We start from the raw sequence: 22642 nt of genomic DNA, 5'->3' as shown, positions 1-22642 counted from the left end.
AAATATCTACTGTGCGGAAGTGGCGGAATTGGTAGACGCGCTGGATTTAGGTTCCAGTATCTTCGGATGTGAGAGTTCAAGTCTCTCTTTCCGCACCATTTAGTAACAATTTCTTTTCTCTTTATTCATTCCTAGCTCATTTTCCTAATGTTACTTTTATACTTTCTCCGTGTTAGGAAAGAAAGTGCTAAAGTCTTTATTTCTTTTATTTTCATTAATTATTTTCAGTATACCTAGCTTTGTAGAAGCAAGGGCTAGCTCAATTTGCTCTCCATCACACATAGAAATAGCACTCAAGCACTTTAGCTACTGTCAGCCCTCAGAGCAGGCAAATAAAGTTTCATTCCAAACTTTTACTAACGATACCTACTCAGTTGTGATTCGCGACAACTCTTCTGAACTAACGTTAAGCTGGATAACTGGCGCTACCGCGCTTGCTGGTCTACCTAACAAGTACGATTTAACACCTCTTGAGTTTATGACACGAGCTTTCAATGGTACGTTTGATATACAGAGTGAAGACATGCAGAAAGTCAGTGCTGAGCTTGGCGTTATAGACGAAGCAAATGTATTTACCGCTACTCACGGAGCAAAACATATTTTTTCTTCTATCAGACCTTCAGGGGTTCAAACTGCTTACATTTTGCAGCCCAACAGTGATTGGTTATTAAGGCTAGATGGCAAATTTGATATTAATACCTTGATGTATGTCGTCGATAAGCTAACACTGATGAGATGATCTCGGCACTAAATAATGAAGCGTGCAGTAATACCAATTTATCTTAATACTTGCCCCTTCAAAAAGATCACTTAATTAGCCTTGTTTTCCCTAAATCTTGCTGGCTAGACAAGGAAAAAACTAAGTTGTGCTTTAGCAACAATGAGTTGGAACATTCCTTATCCAAACCTCAGGTTAAGTAAATTGGTGTAACACGCTCAGTGTAGAGAACAAAGATTAAAAACCAACTCCTCCCATGGCGTGCTTAAGCACTTCTGTTTTTATCGGCCCAGCTTTATTCGCCACATTCAGCGCCAGATTTCTCAAATGCTTTAACGGTGTTACTTGATTCGAAAAGCCAAAATAACACGCATCCATCATACTCATCATCAAAAGATTGTCTTTCCTACGCTTTGACTCGTAATGATGTAGTGCACTGCTGTCACCAATATCTTCTTTTGCCTCAATCGCTTCGGCAAGTGCCGCTACGTCTTTAAAGCCAAGATTTACTCCCTGCCCTGCTAACGGATTAATGGTATGAGCTGCATCTCCTACTAATACCACTCGTTCGCTCACGTATTGGTTAGCATGTTGCCTTGCTAAAGGAAAAACCGCCACTTCTTCAATCTCAAAGTCACCGGGTAGCTCAAAAAATGCAGCTTTTACTTCTTGTTTTAGCGCCTGCTTATCTAGTTGCTTAAGTAAATTGAGTTTATTGCCGTTGTCATACCAAATCAGATTGGCATACGGATACTGCATAGGTAAAAAGGCAATGGGACCTGATGGCTTAAATTGCTGCCATGTTTTTTCTTGCTGCGGCGCGTCGAGTTTAATCAGCAGCCCCATACAATGTTGCTCATATTGCCACCCCGTCACGCCTATGCCACTCATTTGTCTGACGATAGAACGGCCACCATCAGCTGCAATTAACAAATCGGTGGTAAAGGATGCTGCTTGATACTCAATCGTCACGGAATCCTCATTATGAACAATGCGCTTTGGGATCCCCTCTGGTGAAACCACTTTGATATCAAATTCCTCAAACTGTTGCCACAATGCTGCTTGAATGAGGTTATTCTCAATTAAGTGGCCTAAGTGCGAGGCGTTTAGCGCTTCACAATCAAATATCAATTGCCCTGGCTTATCCTCATAGGCTTCTAGCTGCTTGTAAACCGCGGCTCTGGTGCTTCTTAACACAGGCATAGCACCAAGCTCATCTAGTAACTGCTCGGAAAAGCGATTGATAGCAGAAACGCGAATATCTACCTTATCACTTGCGAGTATTGCATCAGGTGAGATGGGAGAATGTTCAATAATGGTTACGTCAACACCTTGCTTCGCTAGCTTAACAGCACACGCTGCACCAACCATGCCACCACCGACTATCAGAGCCTTGTTTTTCATGCCATATTCCACTTAATTGAGTCTTTGCGCATTGTAACGCATATAAAAACATATGTTTGCTTAAAACACCCTGTATTGATCCACATTTTGAAAGTTAAAATCTATACTTGGCTAGACAAGATAGGTCATATAAAATACGCGTCCTTTAGGCATAATGATATCAATTCAGCATCGCCTGCACGAGAAACGCGTAGTGCTAAACACCGAGTTGTAAACGAGGCAATATTTAAATGAGTAAAAAACTGCATATTAAAACCTGGGGTTGTCAGATGAACGAGTATGACTCCCAGAAAATGGCGGATCTTTTGGATTCAACAAATGGCTATCAGCTTACAGAAGAAGCTGAGCAAGCTGATGTGATCCTACTCAATACTTGCTCGATTCGTGAGAAGGCACAGGAAAAAGTATTCCACCAACTTGGTCGTTGGAAACTACTAAAAGACACAAACCCTGATCTTGTTATCGGTGTTGGTGGCTGCGTAGCATCACAAGAAGGCGACACCATTCGTCAGCGCGCTCCATTTGTTGATATCGTGTTTGGCCCACAAACATTGCACCGCCTGCCAGAGATGATCAAACAGGTGCAAAGCAAAGAAGGTGCTGTCGTTGATATTTCATTCCCTGAAATTGAAAAATTTGACCGCCTCCCTGAGCCAAAGGCTGAAGGCCCGAGTGCATTTGTTTCAATTATGGAAGGTTGCTCTAAGTACTGTACTTTCTGTGTTGTACCGTACACGCGTGGCGAAGAAGTAAGCCGTCCTCTAGATGATGTGATCCTTGAAGTTGCTCAGCTTGCGGAGCAAGGTGTACGTGAAGTGAACTTACTCGGTCAAAACGTAAATGCTTACCGTGGTGAAATGCACGATGGTGAAATTTGTTACTTCTCTGATTTAATTCGCTACGTTGCAGCAATTGACGGTATTGACCGTATTCGTTATACAACATCTCACCCGGTTGAATTTACACCAGATATTATTGAAGCCTATGCGGATGTGCCAGAGCTTGTTGACCATTTACACCTACCGGTACAAAGTGGTTCAGACCGTATTCTAAACCTGATGAAACGCGGTCATACTGCGCTTGAGTACAAGTCAACGATCCGCAAGCTACGTAAGATCCGCCCGAGCCTAAGCATGTCTTCAGATTTCATCATTGGTTTCCCAGGTGAATCAAACGCAGACTTTGAAGCAACGATGAACCTGATTAATGATATCGGCTTTGATATGAGCTTTAGTTTCATCTACTCGGCGCGACCTGGCACGCCAGCAGCAGACTTACCTGACGATGTGGCAGAATCAGAAAAGAAAGAACGCCTGTATCTTCTACAGAACCGTATCAACCAAATGGCGCAGGATATCAGCCGCAAGATGCACGATACCGAGCAGCGTATTTTGGTTGAGGGACCATCGAAGAAAAACCCAATGGAACTGCGTGGTAGAACCGAAAATAACCGCGTTGTAAACTTTGAAGGTCCACACTCAGTGATCGGCCAATTCGTCGATGTACGTATTACTGAGGCGTTACCAAACTCGTTACGTGGTGAACTTATCCGTACTGAAGCAGAAATGGATTTACGTCGTGACGTAAAACCGTCGGATATCTTAAATAAAGCACCACAAGAACCTGAAATTAATGAATTAGGTGTTGGTACTTTTACCCCCTAGCATTTTTAAATTGTGCGCTAGCTTCGGCTAGCGTCATTTTTATAGGAAGACATTTTGAGTAATCAGATAAAGAATATAGAAATTTACTTAGAACCCGCAGATAACCACCGCCTTTCTTCACTTTGTGGTCCGTTCGACGAAAATCTAAAACAAATAGAACGTCGCCTTGGAGTTGAAATCGCGCACCGTGACAATTGGTTTAAAGTGACCGGACAAGCGGTAACGGCAAAAGCAGCTGTGGATATTCTAAAATCTCTATATGTTGATACTCAGCCTGTGAAAGGAAAAATGACAGAAATCGAACCGGATCAGGTTCATCTGGCCATCACAGAAGCGAACGTACTCGAACAAGACGCCCCAACCGTATGGGACAAAGAAGTCTATATTAAGACTCGTCGCGGTGTAGTTAAGCCTCGTAACCCAAATCAGAGCCAATATGTCGCTAATATCTTAACTCACGATATTACCTTTGGTGTTGGTCCTGCAGGTACTGGTAAAACCTATCTTGCTGTTGCGGCAGCGGTTGATGCGCTAGAACGTCAAGAAATACGTCGCATCCTCCTCACTCGTCCAGCAGTTGAAGCTGGTGAAAAGCTGGGCTTCTTACCGGGTGATTTAACACAAAAAATCGACCCTTACCTTCGCCCTCTTTATGACGCCCTATTCGAGATGCTTGGTTTTGAAAAAGTTGAGCGCTTAATCGAAAAAAATGTCATCGAAGTTGCACCTTTGGCGTATATGCGTGGTCGAACACTCAATGACGCGTTTATTATCTTGGACGAGAGCCAAAATACCACGACTGAACAAATGAAGATGTTTCTTACCCGGATTGGCTTTAATTCAAAAGCGGTGATCACCGGTGATATCACCCAAATCGATTTACCTCGTGGTGCGCGCTCTGGACTTCGTCATGCGATAGAAGTACTCAATGATGTAGAAGAGATTTCATTTAACTTCTTTAAATCTCACGATGTAGTTAGACACCCTGTGGTTGCTCGTATCGTCGAAGCATACGAGAAGAAAGAAGAACAAGAGCGTCTCGCTAAAGCTGAAAAGCATCAAGCGAAACAGCAACCTTCTGAGGAATAAACCATGGACCTAATGCTAGATTTGCAATTGGTTTGTGAGTTTGAAAACTTACCATCCGAAGCACAATTTCAATTATGGGCAGAACATGCATTAACGCAATTTCGCGAAGAAGCAGAATTAACGATTCGCATCGCTGACGAGCACGAAAGCCAAGAGCTCAATAGCCAATACAGGGGCAAAGACAAGCCAACCAACGTGTTGTCTTTCCCATTTGATGCACCACCGGGGATTCAGTTGCCACTTATTGGTGATTTAATTATCTGTCCCCAAGTGGTATACCAAGAATCCATAGAGCAAGAAAAGACCTTTCATGACCACTTCGCCCATATGGTTATCCATGGTTGCTTGCATTTACTTGGATTTGACCATATAAATGAACAAGACGCGGTAGAAATGGAAACAATAGAGAAGCAAATTCTCGCTTCTTTGAATATCGCAGATCCTTACAGAGACGATTGTTAAATTAACGGAGCAGACACAACTAATGAGCGACGATAACTCGCAAAGTAGTCAGGGTTCTTCTAGCAAGACCTGGCTGGGACGCATCACACAGATGCTGCAAGGGGAACCCCAAAATAAAGAAGAATTGGCTGAAGTCATCGCTGATGCGCAAGAGCGCCAGCTGATTGACCCAGAAACCAAAGACATGATGGAAGGTGTACTCAGCGTTTCAGAGCTGAAAGTACGTGACATCATGATCCCACGTTCGCAAATGATTACACTTGATGTAGATGAGCCGCTCAGTGCTCAACTCCCTATGATGGTAGAATCTTCACACTCGCGTTTTCCTGTGATTTGTGAAGACAAAGACCACGTAGAAGGCATCTTACTTGCCAAAGATCTCTTACCTTTGATTTTGCGCGAAGAGCGCGATTTGCCAAGTATCCGCGAATATCTTCGTCCCGCAGTGGTCGTGCCTGAAAGTAAGCGTGTCGATACCCTGCTCAACGAATTCCGTCAAAAACGTTACCATATGGCTATCGTGATTGATGAATACGGCGGTGTATCTGGACTGGTTACTATCGAAGATATTCTCGAAACCATTGTTGGTGAAATCGAAGATGAACATGATGACGACGAAGAACAACAAGATATTCGTCAGCTGTCTAAACATGTTTATACCGTGCAAGCACTCACGCCATTGGATGAATTCAACGAATTTTTCAAAACCAACTACGACACCCAAGAAGCAGATACCATTGGCGGTATTATTCTTCATGCATTTGGCCATATGCCAAGCCGTGGTGAAACCATAGACATAGATCCCCTTCAGTTTAAGGTAACTAACTCCGATAACCGGAGGATCTTACAAATTCAAGTAAGTGTACCTAAATCTGAACATGTTGAAGATTCTAGTATCTAACCTGAGTAACCTCGCAAAAGATAAGTTTGCATGGCTGGCACTCATTTCTGGCTGTGCACTTACTTTTGCTTATTCCCCTTTTGGTTTTTGGCCCATCGCGTTTGTCAGCTTGATTATAGCGACTTGGCTTACCGATAAACCCAGTCCAAAGCTCGCGGCTAAATATGGCTTTTTATTTGGCTTTGGCTGGTTTGCCCTTGGCATAAGCTGGGTGCATGTCTCTATAGCTGAATTTGGTGGTTTACCCTTACCTGTCTCAGTGCTGTTGATGGCATTACTATGTGCTTATCTTGCCATCTACCCGACATTGGCATTTGCTTTTGCCAGCTACTTTACTCGCACACCTTGGCAACGGGTGTTGGCACTTGTGGCGGGGTTTGCCATTACCGAGTGGCTGCGAGGCCATATGCTCACGGGCTTCCCTTGGCTTAGCTTCGGTTACACATTAACTGACTCGCCATTGGGCAGTTTAGCCCCTTGGATCGGTGAATTTGGCTTAACATTGTTAGTTATTTTAGCGACAACAAGCCTCTACTATCTACTTAAACAACGTGCGATTTATCTCACCATAGTCAGCTTTGCTGGCATTGCCGGTCTATACAGTGTGCCGGTCATTCAAGGCCCACTGAAATACTCGGGTGATGAAATTACCACCTTACTTGTACAAGGTAATATCAAACAGAGTCTGCGCTGGGAGCCTGAACAGTTTTGGCCTACCATGTCTAAATATCGAGATATGACCAGACCTAACTGGCAAGGCGTTGATTTAGTGGTGTGGCCAGAAGCGGCTATTCCAGAATTTGAAGATATCGCCTACCCATTTTTAGAAGGGCTGGACAAAGCCGCTGCGTTTAATGGCACGGCGCTAATAACGGGTATTCCCGATTATCAGTTTGATACCAGAACCGCGTACAACACGCTGATCACCCTTGGTAAAAAAGAAAAAGAAGATAGCGAAGGGCAATATCACTATCTGCACAAAAACCGCTACCAGAAGCACCAATTGTTGCCTATTGGTGAGTTTGTGCCGTTCGAAGACCTATTGCGTCCTATTGCGCCTCTTTTTAACTTAGCGATGTCGTCATTTACTCGAGGTGATGCGGTACAACCAAACCTACTTGCAAACGGTTTGCATGTGTTACCCGCTATTTGCTACGAAATCGCGTTTAGCGAGCTTGTCAGAGGTAACTTTACATCTGAGTCAGATATTCTTTTTACTGTGAGCAACGACGCTTGGTTTGGAGATTCCCACGGCCCGCATCAGCATATGCAGATCGCTCGCATGCGTGCCTTAGAATTACAGCGCCCATTAATTCGAGTAACGAATAATGGTATCACTGGTGTTTACGATCCACTTAGCAAAGTTCAGCATGCCATTCCACAATTCGAAGCCAATATACTGAAAAGTGATGTAAAACTAATTAGTGGAGTGAGCTGGTATGCAGAGCATGGTAATCGCCCCATCTGGTTTATTGTCGCTTTTATTTTGCTGATACTCACCGCCGCAAAGGCAAAGTCCATAGTGCTTAAGCGATTTGAACGCAACTTTTTGTAGTTGCGGTGTTGTACCTGTCGCGATGTAAAATCGCTCCTGCACGTAATATATAACCTCTGGTAGGAGCCGCTTTACGCGGCGATATCTAATGCCATATCGCGATGTGAAATCGCTCCTACATGCAATAAATAACCTTTGGTAGGAGCCGCTTTACGCGGCGATATCTAATGCCATATCGCGATGTGAAATCGCTCCTACACGTAATATATAACCTCTGGTGGGAGCCGCTTTACGCGGCGAGCTTTTACCATATCACAACGTAAAATCGCAGTGAGTATTTAACCTCAGGTAAAAGCAGGTTTGTGTTATTACTCACAAGGTATAATAACACTCACTTTCAACCCACCTAATTCGCTGTGCACAACGGCAATGCTACCACCGTGCAATTCAACCAGTTTTTGACAAATAGATAAACCTAAGCCGGAGCCACCAAGATCTCGGCTACGGGACTTATCACAGCGGAACAAACGTTCAAACAATCTCCCCAAAGCTTCATCGCCCACGCCTGGGCTTGAATCTTCAATAACACATTGGATTTGCTGGCTTTGATAGCTAATATCCACACAGACTTCTCCCGGCTTGTCAGTATAATTCACACTATTACGAGCCAAGTTATTAAATACCTGAGCGAACCGAGTTACGTCAATGTCGATTTCCAGCTCATCAGGTAGTTCAATATGGGCATTAAACTCAAGCCCTTCATCCGTCACAAAGTCATCAATATCTTCAACAAGACCAATAAAGGCTTGTTTGGCATTGACGCGCTCTAACGCCAAGTTAAGGCTGCCGGTATCTGCCTGCGCGAGTTCGTAGATATCTTTAATTAATGTGTTAAGAGTATCAAGACGGCGGTTAAGCACTTTGTAGCTCTGCTGGGGATTTTCCACCAAATTATGTTCAAGAGATTCAATATGCAGCTTAAGTACGGTAAGCGGTGTTCTTAATTCATGAGAAATATCTGCAAGTAGTTGCTGCTTTAAATCCAAAGTTTTGTTGAGAAGCTGCTTCTCGAGTTCAAGTGCCCGACGTTTGTTTCTCGCAAGTAATAAGAACGCGCTCAGTAGAACGACCAAAACTCCCACCACTGCTGCCGTTACTATTTGTTCTACGCGCTGTTCAGCCAGTTCTACATCACGCTGTGTTTTTAGACTTTGTAGCTCATATTGATTTTTCTGGTACTCGGTATCCATCTGATAAGCCAAGGCTTTTTGACTGGCTTCTTTTTCAAGCTGAGAAACCTTAGATTCCGCATATTGCAAGTGATAATTAAGCGCAGACTCAAAGTCACCTTTCGCGCTATAGGCGTCCTTTAACACTCGTAATGCGGTTTCCTTGAGGCCAAGATAAACCTCATCTTGAGCAATAATTTGCTCCATACTTTGAATAAAAAAATCAGCTCGTTCAGGTAAAACAATTTGCGCATAGGTAGTCATCGTCTCTTGATAAAGCACTTTGCTTTGTACCGGTTCAATTAACTCTAGCGCCTGTTCAACATACTCTTGAGCCTTAGCTTTTTCATTTGCTTTTAATTTAACTTCAGCCAAATTGCTCAGCGCCCAGCCCTGATTTCTGGTGTGGTCATTCTCCTCGAAAATCGTAAATGCTTTTTCAAATGACGCTTGTGCATTGTCATATTGGCTGAGTTTCATTTGTTCACGACCAATGCGGATCAACGTGTAAGCTGAATAAACGACATTGCCCGCTTTAATGTCATAGTCATATGCGGTTTGATAAGCTTCAAGCGACTTTGCATGGTCGCCAATCACTTGATGCGCACCACCTAGGTTATAGTAAACTTGTCCAAGTAAAACCGTATTTTCCTGTTTTTGGCTTTTTAGTACCGCTATCGATTGCTGCAGTAATTCAAGTGCCTTGTCCGGTAATGAAAGATCCGAGTAAACATCTGCTAACTGAGTGATCGCAGACACTTGCAAATCTGGGAGTTCATACTTCTTTGCCACTTCAATTGAGAGTTCGTAACTCTCTATCGAGTCTTTATAACTGCCATTGCTTTTGTAAGCAGCAGCCCGAAAGCGATAAGCGTGGCTTAACAATCGATGCATATCAAGCGCCGATAGCTGAGACACGGCTAGGTTTAAATAACTAATCGCATCGCTAAACTTTCCCTCTTTAAGCATGAGGTCACCATACGTTAACGAGTATTTAGCTTCATATTCGGGTAAGTGATGTGAGAGTAATACCTGTTTAAAACGCTCCACCCATTTATGTGCCTCTTCGAGCTGGAAACCGTTTTTTAATGCAACTGTGGTCTTATGGTGAACGTCAGCGATTTCCTCAGGCGTTAAGCCTGACTCTAATACTTGGTCGACTTTTTGAAGCGCACTATCACGTGTTTCTTGTTGCTGAATTTCTTTTATAAAAGCATCATATAAACGCTCATTAGCGTGAACTAGTGGGCTTAGTAGTAGGCAACAAGTAAGCAGGATTATCTTAAAGTGCAACACGTTATCGTCTCTTTTTTATTATCATTATAAATTGAGCAAAACAGCAGGCGAATAGGCTATCATATTGCGTGAGCATTAAATAATAAATTGTGGTTCTATGTATGTCGAATAATTGTCTAACTCAGTTTTTGTTAGCGTTAAAAAGCGCGGATATAGAAAAAATAAAAGCCGTGTATGCACAGGTGACCAAAGACGAGCAGATTGAGGTCCTCAAGTTTCTTTTTCAAAGTGCGCAGAGTAACACTGTACTCTATGGCCACTATCAAGATATAGCGAGTGTTTGCTTACAAGCAGCACGCTTTCCAGAGGCGATGATAGCTGCGATTAACTCCTTGGAGAAGTTTGCCTTTTTTTCAACACCATTGATCCAAGCTGAGCAAATCAATAACCTTAACCCGCAAGGAAATAACATACTACATATCCTTTTATCGCAAATGTCCGCGAAAGATAACGGTCTAAATTACCTTAGAACCTTATTGCACTTTGAAAGCAAAGAGCTACTTCAAAATGCGCTGAGTCAAAGAAATGCAAAAAAGTTAACACCTCTAGAATGCTACTTAGCTTTTAATAGCCATACTGCGCCACTGAGCATTCAAGAATTAAGTGCGTTACTTGGCTTGATGGAAATCGAAAGGCGACATATAAGTGCAGTGGAACCCCATAACGCTAAAGTGATTGAATCACACCTCCAACAACAACACCGGCTCAGTGAATATAAACAATTTCTGCTAGCCACTTACTATCAAAGCAATGCAGGCTAACTTTCCTCAGGCTTTAAATTAAGAGGCAGGCAAACTGGCGATGTATTCACTTGCTGTCATGCGGTGATAGGTGACTTGTTTGTAAAGTAAGTGCGCTGGGTTTGGGTCAACCACTTCAATTGGAATTGCTTTGTGCCTTGCTATTTCCAAGGCCATTTGAGTGATATTGACACTAAAGGAAGTGCCCATAAAAATGATTCTATCCGCAGCATACATTCGTGACTGTGCTTCGCTAATACGATACAGATCGGTGTAGTATTCGTCGAATAACAATACATAGGGTTTAAGTGACACGCCTTTTTCTGGGCCTTGTCGCGCGATCTTGAAAAGTGCTAACAACGACTCGGCCAATCGACTTTCGTCTACCTCATCCCAAGGGGCAGTAAAACACGCTGTGGGCTCACCTTGGGTATGAAAGAGAGTCACCTGATCAACGCGTCCATGGATCGCAATAAAATGATTATTTCCCGCTTTACCATCTAAACCGTCGATATTTTGCGTGATCACATTTTTATCACTAAGCCATTGATGAACCTGATTGGGGCCGTGATTACGGTAAACCACAAAACGATGGTAGTACCATTTTAAGAATTCCGCCGGTTGCGATTTATACATTGCTCGCGTTGCCATTTCTTGAGGAGTGTAATTAGCCGAACCTACCGTCCAAAAACCATCATCTCCTCGAAAAGTCGGAATACCACTTTCGGCACTCACCCCTGCACCTGTGATATACAACGTTTGCAACATGACACAACCTCAACTCAAGTAAATTTGGCTCACGATAACGTAAAGTAGATACCCAAGGCTAGCAACACAAGTGCACCCGCAAGCCCAAACATAGGCAGTTTGCTACCAATAGATTCTGGTCTTTCGAACACTTCAGAAGGTGATTCAGTCACTACAGTTTCTTCTTCCACCGATTTTACATCCTGTTTAGTCGACTCATGGGGAGTAGTCTGAGGTGAAGCCTGAGCTTCCGCAGTCCCTTCAAAGGCCGTACAAGGGATCTGCCATTGATACCCTTTTCGTGAAAAGGTTTTGATGGCATCATCACCAAACAAAGCACGTAAATGGCCAATATTTTGAAATACGACCTGATCGGTTACTTTTCTATCTGGCCATACCTTCTCTAAGATGTCTTCTTTACTGTGGATGGTTTGAGGAGCAGATAAAAATAGCTCCAATATCTGAGCAGGTTTTTGTTTTAAATTGAGCTTTCTGTCGTCTTTATAAAGCTTCAGTTCTTTGCTATCAAACAAAAAATCCTTAAAAGCGAATTTCATTTCCCTAGTTCCCAACTTGGTCTTAATTACTGTAATAGTTATTGTTTTATTCGAATTTACTACAACTTAACATTGCATTTATAACGAAACATGCCGCGAAAATATAGGGCAATGTTACATCGGTTTACAAACTATTGATAAAATCGGCTTTAGTATAGAGCGATCACTCAGAAAATCACTACCTAATCCTTAGAATAATTCGAATAGACTCAAAACCTAAGCATATATAAACTGCATTTTCTGTAATTGTTAGGCTGACTCATGTTACTTGCTTTTATCTACTCCATCGTGTTGATAAAAACCTCATTACTCGGGCTGGGACTTGTCAGTATTGTGCTCTCAACAGTCTTTATTCTCGCGCTACATCTCAATATACCCACCCTCTCAACCAATGCAAAAAGCGAATTTATTAAATCCTTTAAGTTTGTGACCTTCTCGCACCTGCTCGGTTACTTGTTGTTATTGGGTAAACTTTTGTTTATTGATGGCTGGCAAGACGTACCTATGTTCATTGCAAGTCACTTGATCATGCATCACATATGGAGTGGGCTTATTGCTGCGATTTTGACATTGACAACCATACTAAAATACCAAACGCTCATTGCAAAACCTACGGCAGCTAAAAGTACTTAGCAAGTGCAACTATTTATATTTGTAAAATAAAGAGAACCAAACTAGACGCCTTCTTACACTTTATGACAGCCCCCCAACAGACCTTGACACCTACCCTATTTATACTGTCCTCAAGTTAACCACAACGGACATTGATTATGAAAATTAAAGCGCTTTTATCTCTTGCATTACTCACAACAAGTTTATCGTCTTTTGCAGAACAAAATAACGAGACGCATCGCGTTGGTTTAGACATCTCTGGCGGCGGCGCTTCTTATAAAAGCTCAAGCAAAGATGGTGATGGTGTAGGCCAAGCATACCTGTATTACAACTATCACTTTACGCCAATTTTGGCGCTTGAATTAGGTTATAACAGCGGTGAAGACTTAGATGATTGGAAGTGTGAGGACGAAAATGATCGCAAGTTTACCTGTACGCAAAACAACAAAACTTTGTTTGGCCTTGGCGCTAACAATTTAGAATTTGATAACTTTGTTGTTGCCGCAAAAGGCTACTATCAAATTTCTGACAACAGCTATTTTTACGGCAAATTAGGTGCGAACTACTACGATTACGAAATCACTCGTGGCCGCACTAAATTAGTTACCGACGATGGCATCGGTTTTGTCGCTGAAGCGGGTTGGCAATATGACTGGGATAACGGCATGGCAGTTAACCTTGGCTATAAGTACCTTGATATGGGTGACTTGGATACATCGAGCCTATCTCTGGGTGTCAGCTACCGCTTCTAATACCCAACCAATAAAAAAGCATGTGAGTCTCACATGCTTTTTTATTCTTTAAAACCTAGGCTTTAATCAAACGCTTTTGTAAGATTTGAACTTGATCGCGCGCTTGAGCTGCTTTTTCAAACTCAAGCTCTTTAGCAAACTTCATCATTTGTGCTTCGAGTCGGTCTATTTCTTTAGCGATCTCTTTCGCATCCATTGCAGGCATACCTGGTTTAAATTTGGCATCGATATCAACCACTTTGTCATCAGCCACTTCCTCACCGAGATCCATCACATCCGTGATCTTCTTATTGAGTGCCGTTGGGGTAATGCCATTGGTCTCATTGTACGCCTCTTGCTTTTCTCTACGTCTTTGCGTTTCATCTATAGCTTGGCGCATTGAGTTCGTCACCCTATCACCATATAAAATCGCTTTACCATGTAAGTGACGTGCCGCGCGGCCAATTGTCTGAATAAGAGAGCGTGTCGAGCGTAAGAAGCCTTCTTTATCAGCATCAAGAATGGCAACCAAAGAAACTTCGGGCATATCCAAGCCCTCTCGTAATAAGTTGATGCCAACGAGTACATCAAAGACACCTTTGCGCAGGTCTCTAATGATCTCCATACGTTCAACGGTATCGATGTCAGAATGTAAGTAACGTACCTTAACATTATGATCGTTAAGATAATCGGTCAGATCTTCTGACATGCGTTTTGTTAGCGTAGTAACCAGTACACGCTCATTCACTTCCACCCGTTTGTAGATCTCAGAGAGCAAATCGTCAACTTGAGTTGCAACTGGACGCACTTCTACTTCTGGATCTAATAGCCCTGTTGGACGGATCACTTGCTCGGCAACATCACCCGCAGATTTGTTCAATTCATAATCACCAGGAGTCGCCGAAACATAAATAGTTTGCGGCGAAATCGCTTCGAACTCTTCAAACTTTAGTGGCCTATTATCTAGCGCAGACGGCAATCTAAAACCATATTCAACCAAGTTTTCTTTACGACTGCGATCGCCTTTGTACATCGCACCAACCTGCGAAACAGTAACGTGAGACTCGTCGATGATCATAAGCGCGTCATCCGGCAAGTAATCTAACAAAGTTGGTGGTGGCTCACCTGGTGCACGTCCCGATAAATATCGACTGTAATTTTCAATACCAGAGCAATAGCCAAGCTCGGTCATCATTTCAATGTCGTACTGTGTACGTTGAGCAATGCGCTGCTCTTCAACTAAGCGATTTTTATCCAATAATTGAGTACGGCGGTCTTTTAATTCCACCTTGATACGCTCAATGGCATCAAGGATCTTTTCTCTTGGCGTCACATAGTGGGTTTTTGGATAGATAGTTGCGCGAACTAGGTGTTTCTCAACGGCACCAGTCAAGGGATCAAACAAACTGATCCGCTCTATCTCATCGTCAAACATCTCAACCCGTACCGCAATGGTTTCCGATTCGGCAGGAAAAATATCAATAACTTCACCGCGAACTCGATAGGTACCACGGCTAAAATCCATGTCATTACGCGTGTATTGTAGTTCTGCCAAACGCCTTAACATGTCGCGCTGATCGATAGTTTCACCGACTTTCAGCAACAGCATCATCTTCATATAAGAGTCGGGATCGCCAAGGCCGTAAATAGCTGAAACTGAGGCGACGATGATAGTGTCTCTGCGCTCAAGCAAAGCTTTGGTCGCAGATAAACGCATTTGCTCAATGTGATCATTGATAGACGCGTCTTTCTCAATGAAAGTGTCGCTGGCAACGACATAGGCTTCGGGTTGATAATAGTCATAATAAGAGACGAAATACTCAACCGCATTATGAGGGAAAAACTCTTTCATTTCGCCGTACAATTGCGCCGCTAGTGTTTTGTTATGCGCCATAATGATTGTAGGACGGTTAAGATTATTAATGATGTTGGCCATGGTAAAGGTTTTACCTGTCCCCGTAGCCCCCAGCAAGGTTTGATGTGCAAGGCCCGATTCTAAACCATCACACAGCTGAGCAATCGCAGTTGGTTGATCTCCGTTTGGCTGAAACTCAGAAACTAGCTGAAACTTATCTTCCATTACGCCTCCTTTTGAACCTCGCTTGCTGCAATTTCATTAATTACTTTCTTAAACCAATTGTAGGCTATGGCTGCGGTAAATAAATTCCCCAAAGCAGCCCCTGCAAATAGCCCTGGTAATCCTGCCAACTGTGAGCCTATATAAGCAATAGGTACATAAAATATGAACAACCGGATCACACTTAGAATGAGCGCATTCATCGGTTTATGCAACGCATTAAATGACGAATTGGTTAATATGATCACGCCTTGAAGGCCGTATCCTAGCGGCATGATATAAATAAATAACTGTATGGTTTCAACGACAGCAGGTTCATTACCAAAAGTATGACTGATGTAGTAAGCGCTCAATACCAGTAATAGATAGACCGCAAATTGAAAAGCAAGCACAAATTTAAGTGTTTGGGTATAGGCATCAGACACACGCTGGTATTGTTTTGCACCAAAGTTCTGACTTACAAAAGGAGGCAAAGTCATAGAAAGCGCCAAAACCACGAGACTTGCGATAGACTCGATACGACTCCCAACGCCAAATGCGGCCACAGCTTCTGGTCCATAACTGGCAATAAGTGCGGTCATTACCGCCATTGCCAACGGCGTCAGCATATTTGCGCCAGCTGCAGGCAGGCCGATGGTGAGAATTTTTTTTGCCGCATTTGTGAAGCTGGTGTATTTTGCAGACAGTGAGATAAGACGTTTTTTAACTATCAGCAAATATAAAATAATAGTTACCCCAAGACTCCAAGATAACACACTGGCCACTGCAGCCCCTTTTACACCCATTGCATCAATTGGCCCAAATCCGAAGATTAATATCGGGTCCAGCACCGCATTTACTAATCCCCCGAGTCCCATGACTAAACTTGGCGTTTTGGTATCACCACTGGCACGCAGTACTGAATTACCAATCATCGGCGTTATCAATAAAATCGAGCCAATGAACCACACCGACATATAGTCGTGTATAAATGGCATAACCGCTTCACCTGCCCCGAGGAGAATAAAGATCTCATCGACAAAAATAAAACCAAGAATAGAAAGCAGCGAAACAAAAATGGCAGAGATAATAATAGCCACTGCGGCATCAAACTTAGCTTCGTCGAGCAAATTGCTACCCAAAGCCTTCGCGATAACGGCGGATGTGCCAATACCTAGCCCGATGGCTAAACTAATTACAGTAAAGGTAACTGGAAAGGTGAAGCTGATTGCTGCGAGCGGCTCGGTGCCAAGCATACTAATAAAGAAAGTATCAACGAGATTAAACATCATCAGCGTGATCATCCCGAATATCATGGGGATCGTCATTCGCTTTAAAGTCGCCCCAATATCACCAAAAAGGATATCGTTGCCATTGGAATTTGACTTAGCTTGAGTCATAACAACCTATTTCTGATACTTTAAGCGGCTCATTGTATGCTATTCAAGATGTTGACGCTATGTGGGAAACGTTAAGAGTCGTTATAAAGTCTAAATTAGCAACAGTTACCTATAAAAAGCTTGTGTTACGTCACAGGATTAAGGTTTAGTGTTGAAAATAACGATTCAGTAAGTTTTGACAAAAAAGTTACAACCTCGCTTGCAAAGTAGCATGTTTTTTGCACAACCAAAAAGGTAAAAAGTTCATAAAAGCTTCACACTGAGCAACAAATAAACAAAAATAACCAATCAAATATAACCTATTGATATTGTTGAAATTAAATATTTATCGAATTTTACTTGAAACGGCTGCAGCGCCCTAATTTCATAGTCTTGCAATACTTCTCAAATAATAATAAACAATGTTATCCACAGATTCCGTGGATAAGTCGCTCCAAGCCAATAGAATAAAGGTTTTCAGCTTGGAGTAATTTTGATCAACGGCGAGTTTAGTGTGATCATTCTTAAAACAACAACTGGATCAATTTAGATCTCTAGACTAACCTTGCTTCTGGAAGTAAAAAGCATCTAGCTACTAAAAATAACGAGGATCACATATACAACTGTTTTAATTGAACTTTTTATTAATTTATTGATTCTCACTTTGACGATAGTAACTACTTACTGTTTGCTACACCGCGTTTAAATAGAGATTATCAATATCACACTATTCATGCTCATTGATCTCATTCACGTGACAATTGCAATGATTTAAAGATCTCAAGAAAACATCATAAAATGAGCAGTTAGGGATATAATTCAAACAAAACGTTCAAAAAATACATTAAACAGAATATATCACTGTATAGATAAACAGTAAACACTGTATATGTTAATTTTATTCGACATCCCCCTACATGATGATTTAGGAATTTTATACAACAGCTTCTATTTCATATTTTGCAGCTCTTCATGATATGAGGTTTTTAAAACCGAAACTCGCTAAGAGTCATTATATTAACGATGATAAATTACCTATCACTCAACTTTTGCTTAGATTACTAGGCGGCAAGTCGAGCGCCGCGCTCAAAACCCACTCAGGGGAACAAAAATCAAACCGCAAAGGTCAACAGGACCTATATCAATAATACTAAACAAGCTAAAAAGCCAACAAATAGCGCATTAATTCATCGCTTAGTAGAGTTTTTTACGTTTCTGTGATTTTAGTGGTTGACACCTTGCAATGTCGTCATTAATATTTCGCCCCGTTGAGAGATACGCTTCCCCCTTAGCTCAGTTGGTTAGAGCGACGGACTGTTAATCCGCAGGTCCCCCGTTCGAGTCGGGGAGGGGGAGCCAAATTCTCACACTTGACTATTCCCCCTTAGCTCAGTTGGTTAGAGCGACGGACTGTTAATCCGCAGGTCCCCCGTTCGAGTCGGGGAGGGGGAGCCACTCCTTCACCGGAAAGTCAACATTTTATTGTAGTTCCCCCTTAGCTCAGTTGGTTAGAGCGACGGACTGTTAATCCGCAGGTCCCCCGTTCGAGTCGGGGAGGGGGAGCCAATCAATAAGATAGTGCTCAAAAGAGCATTTCTAAAGTTCCAAATTGTTCCCCCTTAGCTCAGTTGGTTAGAGCGACGGACTGTTAATCCGCAGGTCCCCCGTTCGAGTCGGGGAGGGGGAGCCAATTCCACGAAAGCATTAGACTTTTTCCAGCATTTACACTACTCTACAAGCAATATTCTCACTGCATTTGCCCGAATAACAACCTTCTCTGCAATTTATCGACCAGACAAAAATCAAACCGATGAATTTGATAAAGAAATTGGCAATGCACCCGATACTATGGAATAACTCTCTTTAAGAAGCGTACTATGGCTGGTTTTAAAAAACTTATCGTACTCCAAGTCACCTCTTGGCTATTATTCTCCTTGATTGGTAGCTTTTTTTTCGCAACAAGTTTTGACTCTGCAATCAACAAAGCACAACAAAGTGCCCATACCATGGTGACAGAGTATATAAAGGATAAGAAACTCACTGAAGTTACTCCTGAACATATCCGTCAGGCCTTAAATAGCGGGGATGTTTTCTCAACTTTTATCGTACGAGACTTTGACGGCCAAACTGTTTTGCAAGTCAACACACCAAGCAACCTCCCCTTTATCGCCGAACTCATAGAATCAAATATCAATGCTATTCGCCCCCAATTTGCTGTTAACGATACCAAAGACATCAAAATTGAATTCTTGATCAATGCACAAAGCCAGGCGCAATTACTACAACAAGCCCTACTGCTGCTTATCATTATTTCAGCGTTAGTTGCCTTTATTCCTGTTTTCTTTATGCAAGGCGTCTATAAGAAGCTCAATCGCAACGTCAGTATGACAGTGGCCAGTGCGGTAGATTCATACATCACACAAAACCAAGTTACCGACAATATTGAGTTTGATTTTAATGATGGCAAAGTGGCGGAACTCGGGCATGATTTAGTCCCCTCTTTTAAACGATTAGCTAGCTTTTTAAAGTCAAAGCAAGAAGACATTAAAAATGCCGCTCACACTATCAAGCAAGAAGCGTATAAAGATGTAGTCACCGATCTTGGCAACCGCAATATGTTCGTTGAACATTACGAGCAGTATATTGAGTCATCAGCTAAAAAGGCATTTGGCTCGTTGGCGATGATCCGCTGTTCTGAATTGCAGGTCATTAACCAAACTCGTGGTTATCAAAAAGGTGATGAATACATTAAGTCGGTATCGGATATCATCAAGCACGTTACAGGTACTTATGCCGGCAGCCAGGTGTTCCGTTTAAATAGTTCCGATTTTGCAGTGATCTTACCCAATGTGCCAAGTAAAGAAGCGGAAGAGTTTGGTGAAACACTGCAAGCGCGTTTTACTCAGTTCCAGCAAAACCAAGAACTATCATCGGTTGCAAACACTGGGATTGTACCTTACGAGAACGGTAAACCACTTGGAGAGCTACTCTCGGTTGTTGATAATGCCATGAGTATGGCACAAAGCAAGCAAGCCAATGCTTGGCATATTCAGCGTGAATCTGACCTAGTGAATAACGTTAGTGCTGGATTTGGCAACCAAAACTGGCGTCGCGTGATCCGCGATGTGATCAACAGCAAACGTGTTAGCTTGATGATGCAAAATATCATGCCAATTGGTAAAAATTCTAAGGCCTATGCTGAGATCCAGTCTCGCTTCAAAACTGAAGAAGGACAGATGCTACCAACGGCTTCTTTCCTTGCCATGGCGGAAAAGCTGGAAATGGCCATCGAGATTGATCAGCTGATCATCGACACCTCGCTAGAACTTATCAAAACGCGTAACTTTAATGAAAAGTATTTTGGGATCAATGTCACCGCATCGAGCGCTCATAACGATCAATTTGTGATCTGGTTAGAGCGTCGTTTGTTAAAAGAAACCAATCTCGCCTCTAAACTGGTATTTGAAGTTAGCGAGTTTGGCTTACAGCAAAATATTAAAGCCAGTAAGCGCTTTATTGATATGGTGCATCGTGCCGGCGCTCGTATCACCGTTGAGCGTTTTGGTGTGGGTTTGACGTCGTTTAAGTTTTTTAGAGACTTAAAGCCTGACTATATCAAAATGGATGCAAGCTATACTCGTGGTCTTGAAGAAGACAAGAATAATCAATATTTTATGCGCTTAATGGTTGACCTTGCGCACCGTATCGGTGTCAACGTATTTGCCGAAGGTATCGAGAGCCAAGAAGAAAAACACATAGTCGAAACGCTTTGTTTGGACGGTGTACAAGGCTATTACATCGAAAAGCCGAAAGAAATCTAAGTAACCAGAGCTTGGATAATTCTCCCCTTATCCAAGTTTAACGAAAGTTCCAAGGGCAACGTATTTGCCCTTCCCTTTCCCGCTGCCATTGCGCTGACTTTCACACACTATCATTTGCCACACCAGTTACAATCTGTGTTACTATTGGCAGGAATTATCATTCAAGTTTGTCCATGGGATCTTAAGAAGTTCACAAAGATAAGCTTGAAGATTATTTCGGCGCTAGCGGTAATCCAATATCTAGCAATAAAATCACTCTATCACTATGATTTTATTGCTAAAGAATCATATATTTAGCCTGATAAGCAAACTCTGAATTAGGATTACTTGCTAATAACTGAATGAAAACTGTCAGCATTACATGACAAGCTACAGCCTCATAAAATGTGAGACGCTAGCTTAAATGATAGCAAGGCACATGTTTTCACTTAAAAAATTCAAAGCGGAACGGTGCTATCGGTTTAATTCTACTAAAAAGTATTTTTAGCAGAATTAAATCCAGTCAAAACTTGCACCTAGTAAGTTCTTTAATACAGTTAACTATCACCTCGATTTGACGGGAAAACCCGCATAAAGTGAATAAGTTATAGAGGCAGGAATGACCGAATACATTTTGTTGCTCATTGGCACCGTGCTGGTGAATAACTTCGTTTTAGTCCAATTTTTGGGCTTATGTCCATTTATGGGGGTATCTGGAAAATTGGATACCGCAGTGGGAATGTCGTTAGCGACCACCTTTGTTCTTACGCTAGCCTCAGTCACCAGCTATTTGGTCAATCAGTATATTTTATTGCCGCTCGATCTCACTTTTTTAAGAACGATGAGCTTTATTTTGGTTATCGCTGTGGTTGTGCAATTTACAGAGATGGTGGTACGTAAAACCAGTCCAACCTTGTATCGGTTACTGGGAATTTTCTTACCTTTGATCACCACCAACTGCGCTGTACTAGGCGTCGCACTACTTAATATCAAAAAAGACCACACCTTTTTAGAGTCTGCAGTCTATGGTTTTGGCGCTGCGGTTGGCTTTTCTATGGTTTTGGTGCTATTCGCCGCTTTGCGTGAGCGTTTGGCTGTCGCTGACGTGCCGACCCCCTTTAAAGGCGCATCGATAGCGATGATCACCGCAGGACTTATGTCGCTTGCGTTTATGGGCTTTTCTGGATTGGTTAAGTTTTAGATATGACATTACTTTACGCATTACTTGCACTGGGTGCGCTGGCGCTTATTTTTGGTATTGTGCTTGGCTATGCAGCAGTGAAATACCGAGTTGAAAGCAACCCAATTGTTGAACAAATAGACGCTATTCTGCCACAAACTCAATGCGGCCAGTGTGGCTATCCCGGCTGTCGACCTTACGCTGAAGCGATTGCGAATGGCGATGACGTAAATAAATGCCCTCCCGGCGGTGAAGCTACAGTGAAAAAACTGGCGGACTTAATGGGCGTAGAAGCAAAGCCACTGGCTGGCGGAGAAGACGCAGAGCCGGTCAAGAAAGTGGCTTACATTCGTGAAGACGAATGTATTGGCTGTACCAAATGCATTCAAGCTTGCCCCGTGGATGCTATCGTTGGTGCAACCAGACAAATGCACACCGTGCTCATCGACGAGTGCACAGGCTGCGATCTGTGTGTCGAGCCCTGCCCGGTCGATTGTATTGATATGATCCCGGTTGCACAGACCAAGCAAACGTGGAAGTGGCAGCTAGACGCCATTCCTGTGACACAGATTGATTAAGAGG

Annotated in this window: 18 protein-coding genes and 5 tRNA genes; 17 read left to right on the top strand and 6 right to left on the bottom strand. The window is 42.6% G+C overall.

What is annotated here, in order from left to right; translation table 11 throughout:
* Positions 1-13 precede the first annotated feature (13 nt).
* Together MHN32_RS15630 and MHN32_RS15625 are read left to right on the top strand one after the other, a co-directional pair.
* Positions 14-98 (top strand) — tRNA-Leu (locus MHN32_RS15630).
* 86 nt (positions 99-184) lie between these two features.
* Positions 185-739, top strand: a complete 555-nt coding sequence (locus tag MHN32_RS15625) for a hypothetical protein (protein WP_174170842.1) — start codon at positions 185-187, stop codon at positions 737-739.
* A gap of 216 nt (positions 740-955) precedes the next feature.
* Here MHN32_RS15625 and MHN32_RS15620 read toward each other — a convergent pair whose 3' ends face one another.
* Positions 956-2122, bottom strand: coding sequence for an FAD-dependent oxidoreductase (locus MHN32_RS15620; RefSeq protein ID WP_237116782.1), 1167 nt, complete (start codon positions 2120-2122; stop codon positions 956-958).
* 230 nt (positions 2123-2352) lie between these two features.
* On the opposite strand from MHN32_RS15620, the gene miaB reads away from it, so the two are divergent.
* Genes miaB through lnt form a run of 5 tightly spaced genes read left to right on the top strand, consistent with a single transcriptional unit; the run spans position 2353 to position 7793 of the window.
* Positions 2353-3786 (top strand): tRNA (N6-isopentenyl adenosine(37)-C2)-methylthiotransferase MiaB, encoded by a 1434-nt coding sequence (gene miaB / locus MHN32_RS15615; protein WP_239422279.1) that lies wholly within the window; start codon positions 2353-2355, stop codon positions 3784-3786.
* A 54-nt stretch (positions 3787-3840) separates the two neighbouring features.
* Complete coding sequence (locus MHN32_RS15610; protein ID WP_010370423.1) at positions 3841-4875, top strand: PhoH family protein; 1035 nt, start codon at positions 3841-3843, stop codon at positions 4873-4875.
* A 3-nt stretch (positions 4876-4878) separates the two neighbouring features.
* Entirely contained in the window at positions 4879-5337 is a 459-nt protein-coding gene (gene ybeY, locus MHN32_RS15605; protein ID WP_239422278.1) for an rRNA maturation RNase YbeY, read from the top strand.
* 22 nt (positions 5338-5359) lie between these two features.
* Positions 5360-6238 carry a CNNM family magnesium/cobalt transport protein CorC gene (gene corC / locus MHN32_RS15600; protein ID WP_010607361.1) on the top strand — a complete coding sequence of 293 codons (879 nt, stop codon included), beginning with the start codon at positions 5360-5362 and terminating at the stop codon, positions 6236-6238.
* Positions 6216-7793, top strand: a complete 1578-nt coding sequence (gene lnt / locus MHN32_RS15595; protein WP_239422277.1) for an apolipoprotein N-acyltransferase — start codon at positions 6216-6218, stop codon at positions 7791-7793. Before corC ends, lnt begins: the two co-directional genes overlap by 23 nt.
* Before the next feature lie 308 nt (positions 7794-8101).
* Here lnt and MHN32_RS15590 read toward each other — a convergent pair whose 3' ends face one another.
* The gene (locus MHN32_RS15590) at positions 8102-10258 is read right to left on the bottom strand and encodes a tetratricopeptide repeat protein (RefSeq protein ID WP_239422276.1); all 2157 of its coding nucleotides are present in this window, start codon (positions 10256-10258) and stop codon (positions 8102-8104) included.
* A gap of 101 nt (positions 10259-10359) precedes the next feature.
* On the opposite strand from MHN32_RS15590, the gene MHN32_RS15585 reads away from it, so the two are divergent.
* Entirely contained in the window at positions 10360-11019 is a 660-nt protein-coding gene (locus MHN32_RS15585) for a hypothetical protein (protein ID WP_010607364.1), read from the top strand.
* Positions 11020-11037: 18 nt separating this feature from the next.
* On the opposite strand, the gene MHN32_RS15580 is transcribed toward MHN32_RS15585, so the two are convergent.
* Both MHN32_RS15580 and MHN32_RS15575 read right to left on the bottom strand, forming a co-directional pair.
* Positions 11038-11766: a Sir2 family NAD-dependent protein deacetylase gene (locus MHN32_RS15580; protein ID WP_239422275.1), complete on the bottom strand. Its 729-nt coding sequence runs from the start codon at positions 11764-11766 to the stop codon at positions 11038-11040.
* A gap of 29 nt (positions 11767-11795) precedes the next feature.
* The gene (locus MHN32_RS15575) at positions 11796-12302 is read right to left on the bottom strand and encodes a winged helix-turn-helix domain-containing protein (RefSeq protein WP_235368895.1); all 507 of its coding nucleotides are present in this window, start codon (positions 12300-12302) and stop codon (positions 11796-11798) included.
* Positions 12303-12563: 261 nt separating this feature from the next.
* Between MHN32_RS15575 and MHN32_RS15570 the strand changes: the two genes are divergently transcribed.
* Together MHN32_RS15570 and MHN32_RS15565 are read left to right on the top strand one after the other, a co-directional pair.
* Positions 12564-12935: a hypothetical protein gene (locus MHN32_RS15570; protein WP_239422274.1), complete on the top strand. Its 372-nt coding sequence runs from the start codon at positions 12564-12566 to the stop codon at positions 12933-12935.
* Between the two features lie 137 nt (positions 12936-13072).
* On the top strand, positions 13073-13666 hold the full coding sequence (locus MHN32_RS15565) for a porin family protein (protein ID WP_010607368.1): 594 nt from the start codon (positions 13073-13075) through the stop codon (positions 13664-13666).
* A 55-nt stretch (positions 13667-13721) separates the two neighbouring features.
* On the opposite strand, the gene uvrB is transcribed toward MHN32_RS15565, so the two are convergent.
* Positions 13722-15725 (bottom strand): excinuclease ABC subunit UvrB, encoded by a 2004-nt coding sequence (gene uvrB, locus MHN32_RS15560; RefSeq protein ID WP_102056245.1) that lies wholly within the window; start codon positions 15723-15725, stop codon positions 13722-13724.
* Positions 15725-17101, bottom strand: a complete 1377-nt coding sequence (locus tag MHN32_RS15555; protein ID WP_010607370.1) for an MATE family efflux transporter — start codon at positions 17099-17101, stop codon at positions 15725-15727. The genes uvrB and MHN32_RS15555 overlap by 1 nt, the downstream gene beginning before the upstream one ends.
* 1261 nt (positions 17102-18362) lie before the next feature.
* On the opposite strand from MHN32_RS15555, the gene MHN32_RS15550 reads away from it, so the two are divergent.
* From MHN32_RS15550 to rsxB, 7 genes are all read left to right on the top strand, one after another.
* Positions 18363-18439 (top strand) — tRNA-Asn (locus tag MHN32_RS15550).
* Between the two features lie 19 nt (positions 18440-18458).
* Positions 18459-18535, top strand: a tRNA-Asn gene (locus MHN32_RS15545).
* A gap of 34 nt (positions 18536-18569) precedes the next feature.
* Positions 18570-18646: transfer RNA gene (locus MHN32_RS15540), tRNA-Asn, on the top strand.
* Between the two features lie 47 nt (positions 18647-18693).
* A tRNA-Asn gene (locus MHN32_RS15535) sits at positions 18694-18770 on the top strand.
* A 187-nt stretch (positions 18771-18957) separates the two neighbouring features.
* A complete protein-coding gene (locus MHN32_RS15530) occupies positions 18958-20901 on the top strand; it encodes a GGDEF domain-containing protein (protein WP_239422273.1) in 1944 nt (647 codons plus the stop codon).
* A gap of 598 nt (positions 20902-21499) precedes the next feature.
* The gene (rsxA, locus tag MHN32_RS15525; RefSeq protein ID WP_010370383.1) at positions 21500-22081 is read left to right on the top strand and encodes an electron transport complex subunit RsxA; all 582 of its coding nucleotides are present in this window, start codon (positions 21500-21502) and stop codon (positions 22079-22081) included.
* Positions 22082-22083: 2 nt separating this feature from the next.
* Positions 22084-22638: an electron transport complex subunit RsxB gene (rsxB, locus tag MHN32_RS15520; protein ID WP_010370380.1), complete on the top strand. Its 555-nt coding sequence runs from the start codon at positions 22084-22086 to the stop codon at positions 22636-22638.
* Positions 22639-22642 lie beyond the last annotated feature (4 nt).

It is taken from the genome of Pseudoalteromonas sp. Of11M-6, from assembly GCF_022347905.1.
Lineage (GTDB): Bacteria > Pseudomonadota > Gammaproteobacteria > Enterobacterales > Alteromonadaceae > Pseudoalteromonas.
This window is presented reverse-complemented; position numbering and strand designations above follow the sequence as displayed.

Excerpts from the sequence above, each read along its gene's own strand:
- MHN32_RS15620 (WP_237116782.1), bottom strand. The coding sequence starts at position 2,122 with ATGAAAAACAAGGCTCTGATAGTCGGTGGTGGCATGGTTGGTGCAGCG.
- miaB (WP_239422279.1), top strand. The coding sequence starts at position 2,353 with ATGAGTAAAAAACTGCATATTAAAACCTGGGGTTGTCAGATGAACGAG.
- ybeY (WP_239422278.1), top strand. The coding sequence starts at position 4,879 with ATGGACCTAATGCTAGATTTGCAATTGGTTTGTGAGTTTGAAAACTTA.
- corC (WP_010607361.1), top strand. The coding sequence starts at position 5,360 with ATGAGCGACGATAACTCGCAAAGTAGTCAGGGTTCTTCTAGCAAGACC.
- lnt (WP_239422277.1), top strand. The coding sequence starts at position 6,216 with ATGTTGAAGATTCTAGTATCTAACCTGAGTAACCTCGCAAAAGATAAG.
- MHN32_RS15585 (WP_010607364.1), top strand. The coding sequence starts at position 10,360 with ATGTCGAATAATTGTCTAACTCAGTTTTTGTTAGCGTTAAAAAGCGCG.
- MHN32_RS15580 (WP_239422275.1), bottom strand. The coding sequence starts at position 11,766 with ATGTTGCAAACGTTGTATATCACAGGTGCAGGGGTGAGTGCCGAAAGT.
- MHN32_RS15575 (WP_235368895.1), bottom strand. The coding sequence starts at position 12,302 with ATGAAATTCGCTTTTAAGGATTTTTTGTTTGATAGCAAAGAACTGAAG.
- MHN32_RS15570 (WP_239422274.1), top strand. The coding sequence starts at position 12,564 with ATGTTACTTGCTTTTATCTACTCCATCGTGTTGATAAAAACCTCATTA.
- MHN32_RS15565 (WP_010607368.1), top strand. The coding sequence starts at position 13,073 with ATGAAAATTAAAGCGCTTTTATCTCTTGCATTACTCACAACAAGTTTA.
- uvrB (WP_102056245.1), bottom strand. The coding sequence starts at position 15,725 with ATGGAAGATAAGTTTCAGCTAGTTTCTGAGTTTCAGCCAAACGGAGAT.
- MHN32_RS15555 (WP_010607370.1), bottom strand. The coding sequence starts at position 17,101 with ATGACTCAAGCTAAGTCAAATTCCAATGGCAACGATATCCTTTTTGGT.
- MHN32_RS15530 (WP_239422273.1), top strand. The coding sequence starts at position 18,958 with ATGGCTGGTTTTAAAAAACTTATCGTACTCCAAGTCACCTCTTGGCTA.
- rsxA (WP_010370383.1), top strand. The coding sequence starts at position 21,500 with ATGACCGAATACATTTTGTTGCTCATTGGCACCGTGCTGGTGAATAAC.
- rsxB (WP_010370380.1), top strand. The coding sequence starts at position 22,084 with ATGACATTACTTTACGCATTACTTGCACTGGGTGCGCTGGCGCTTATT.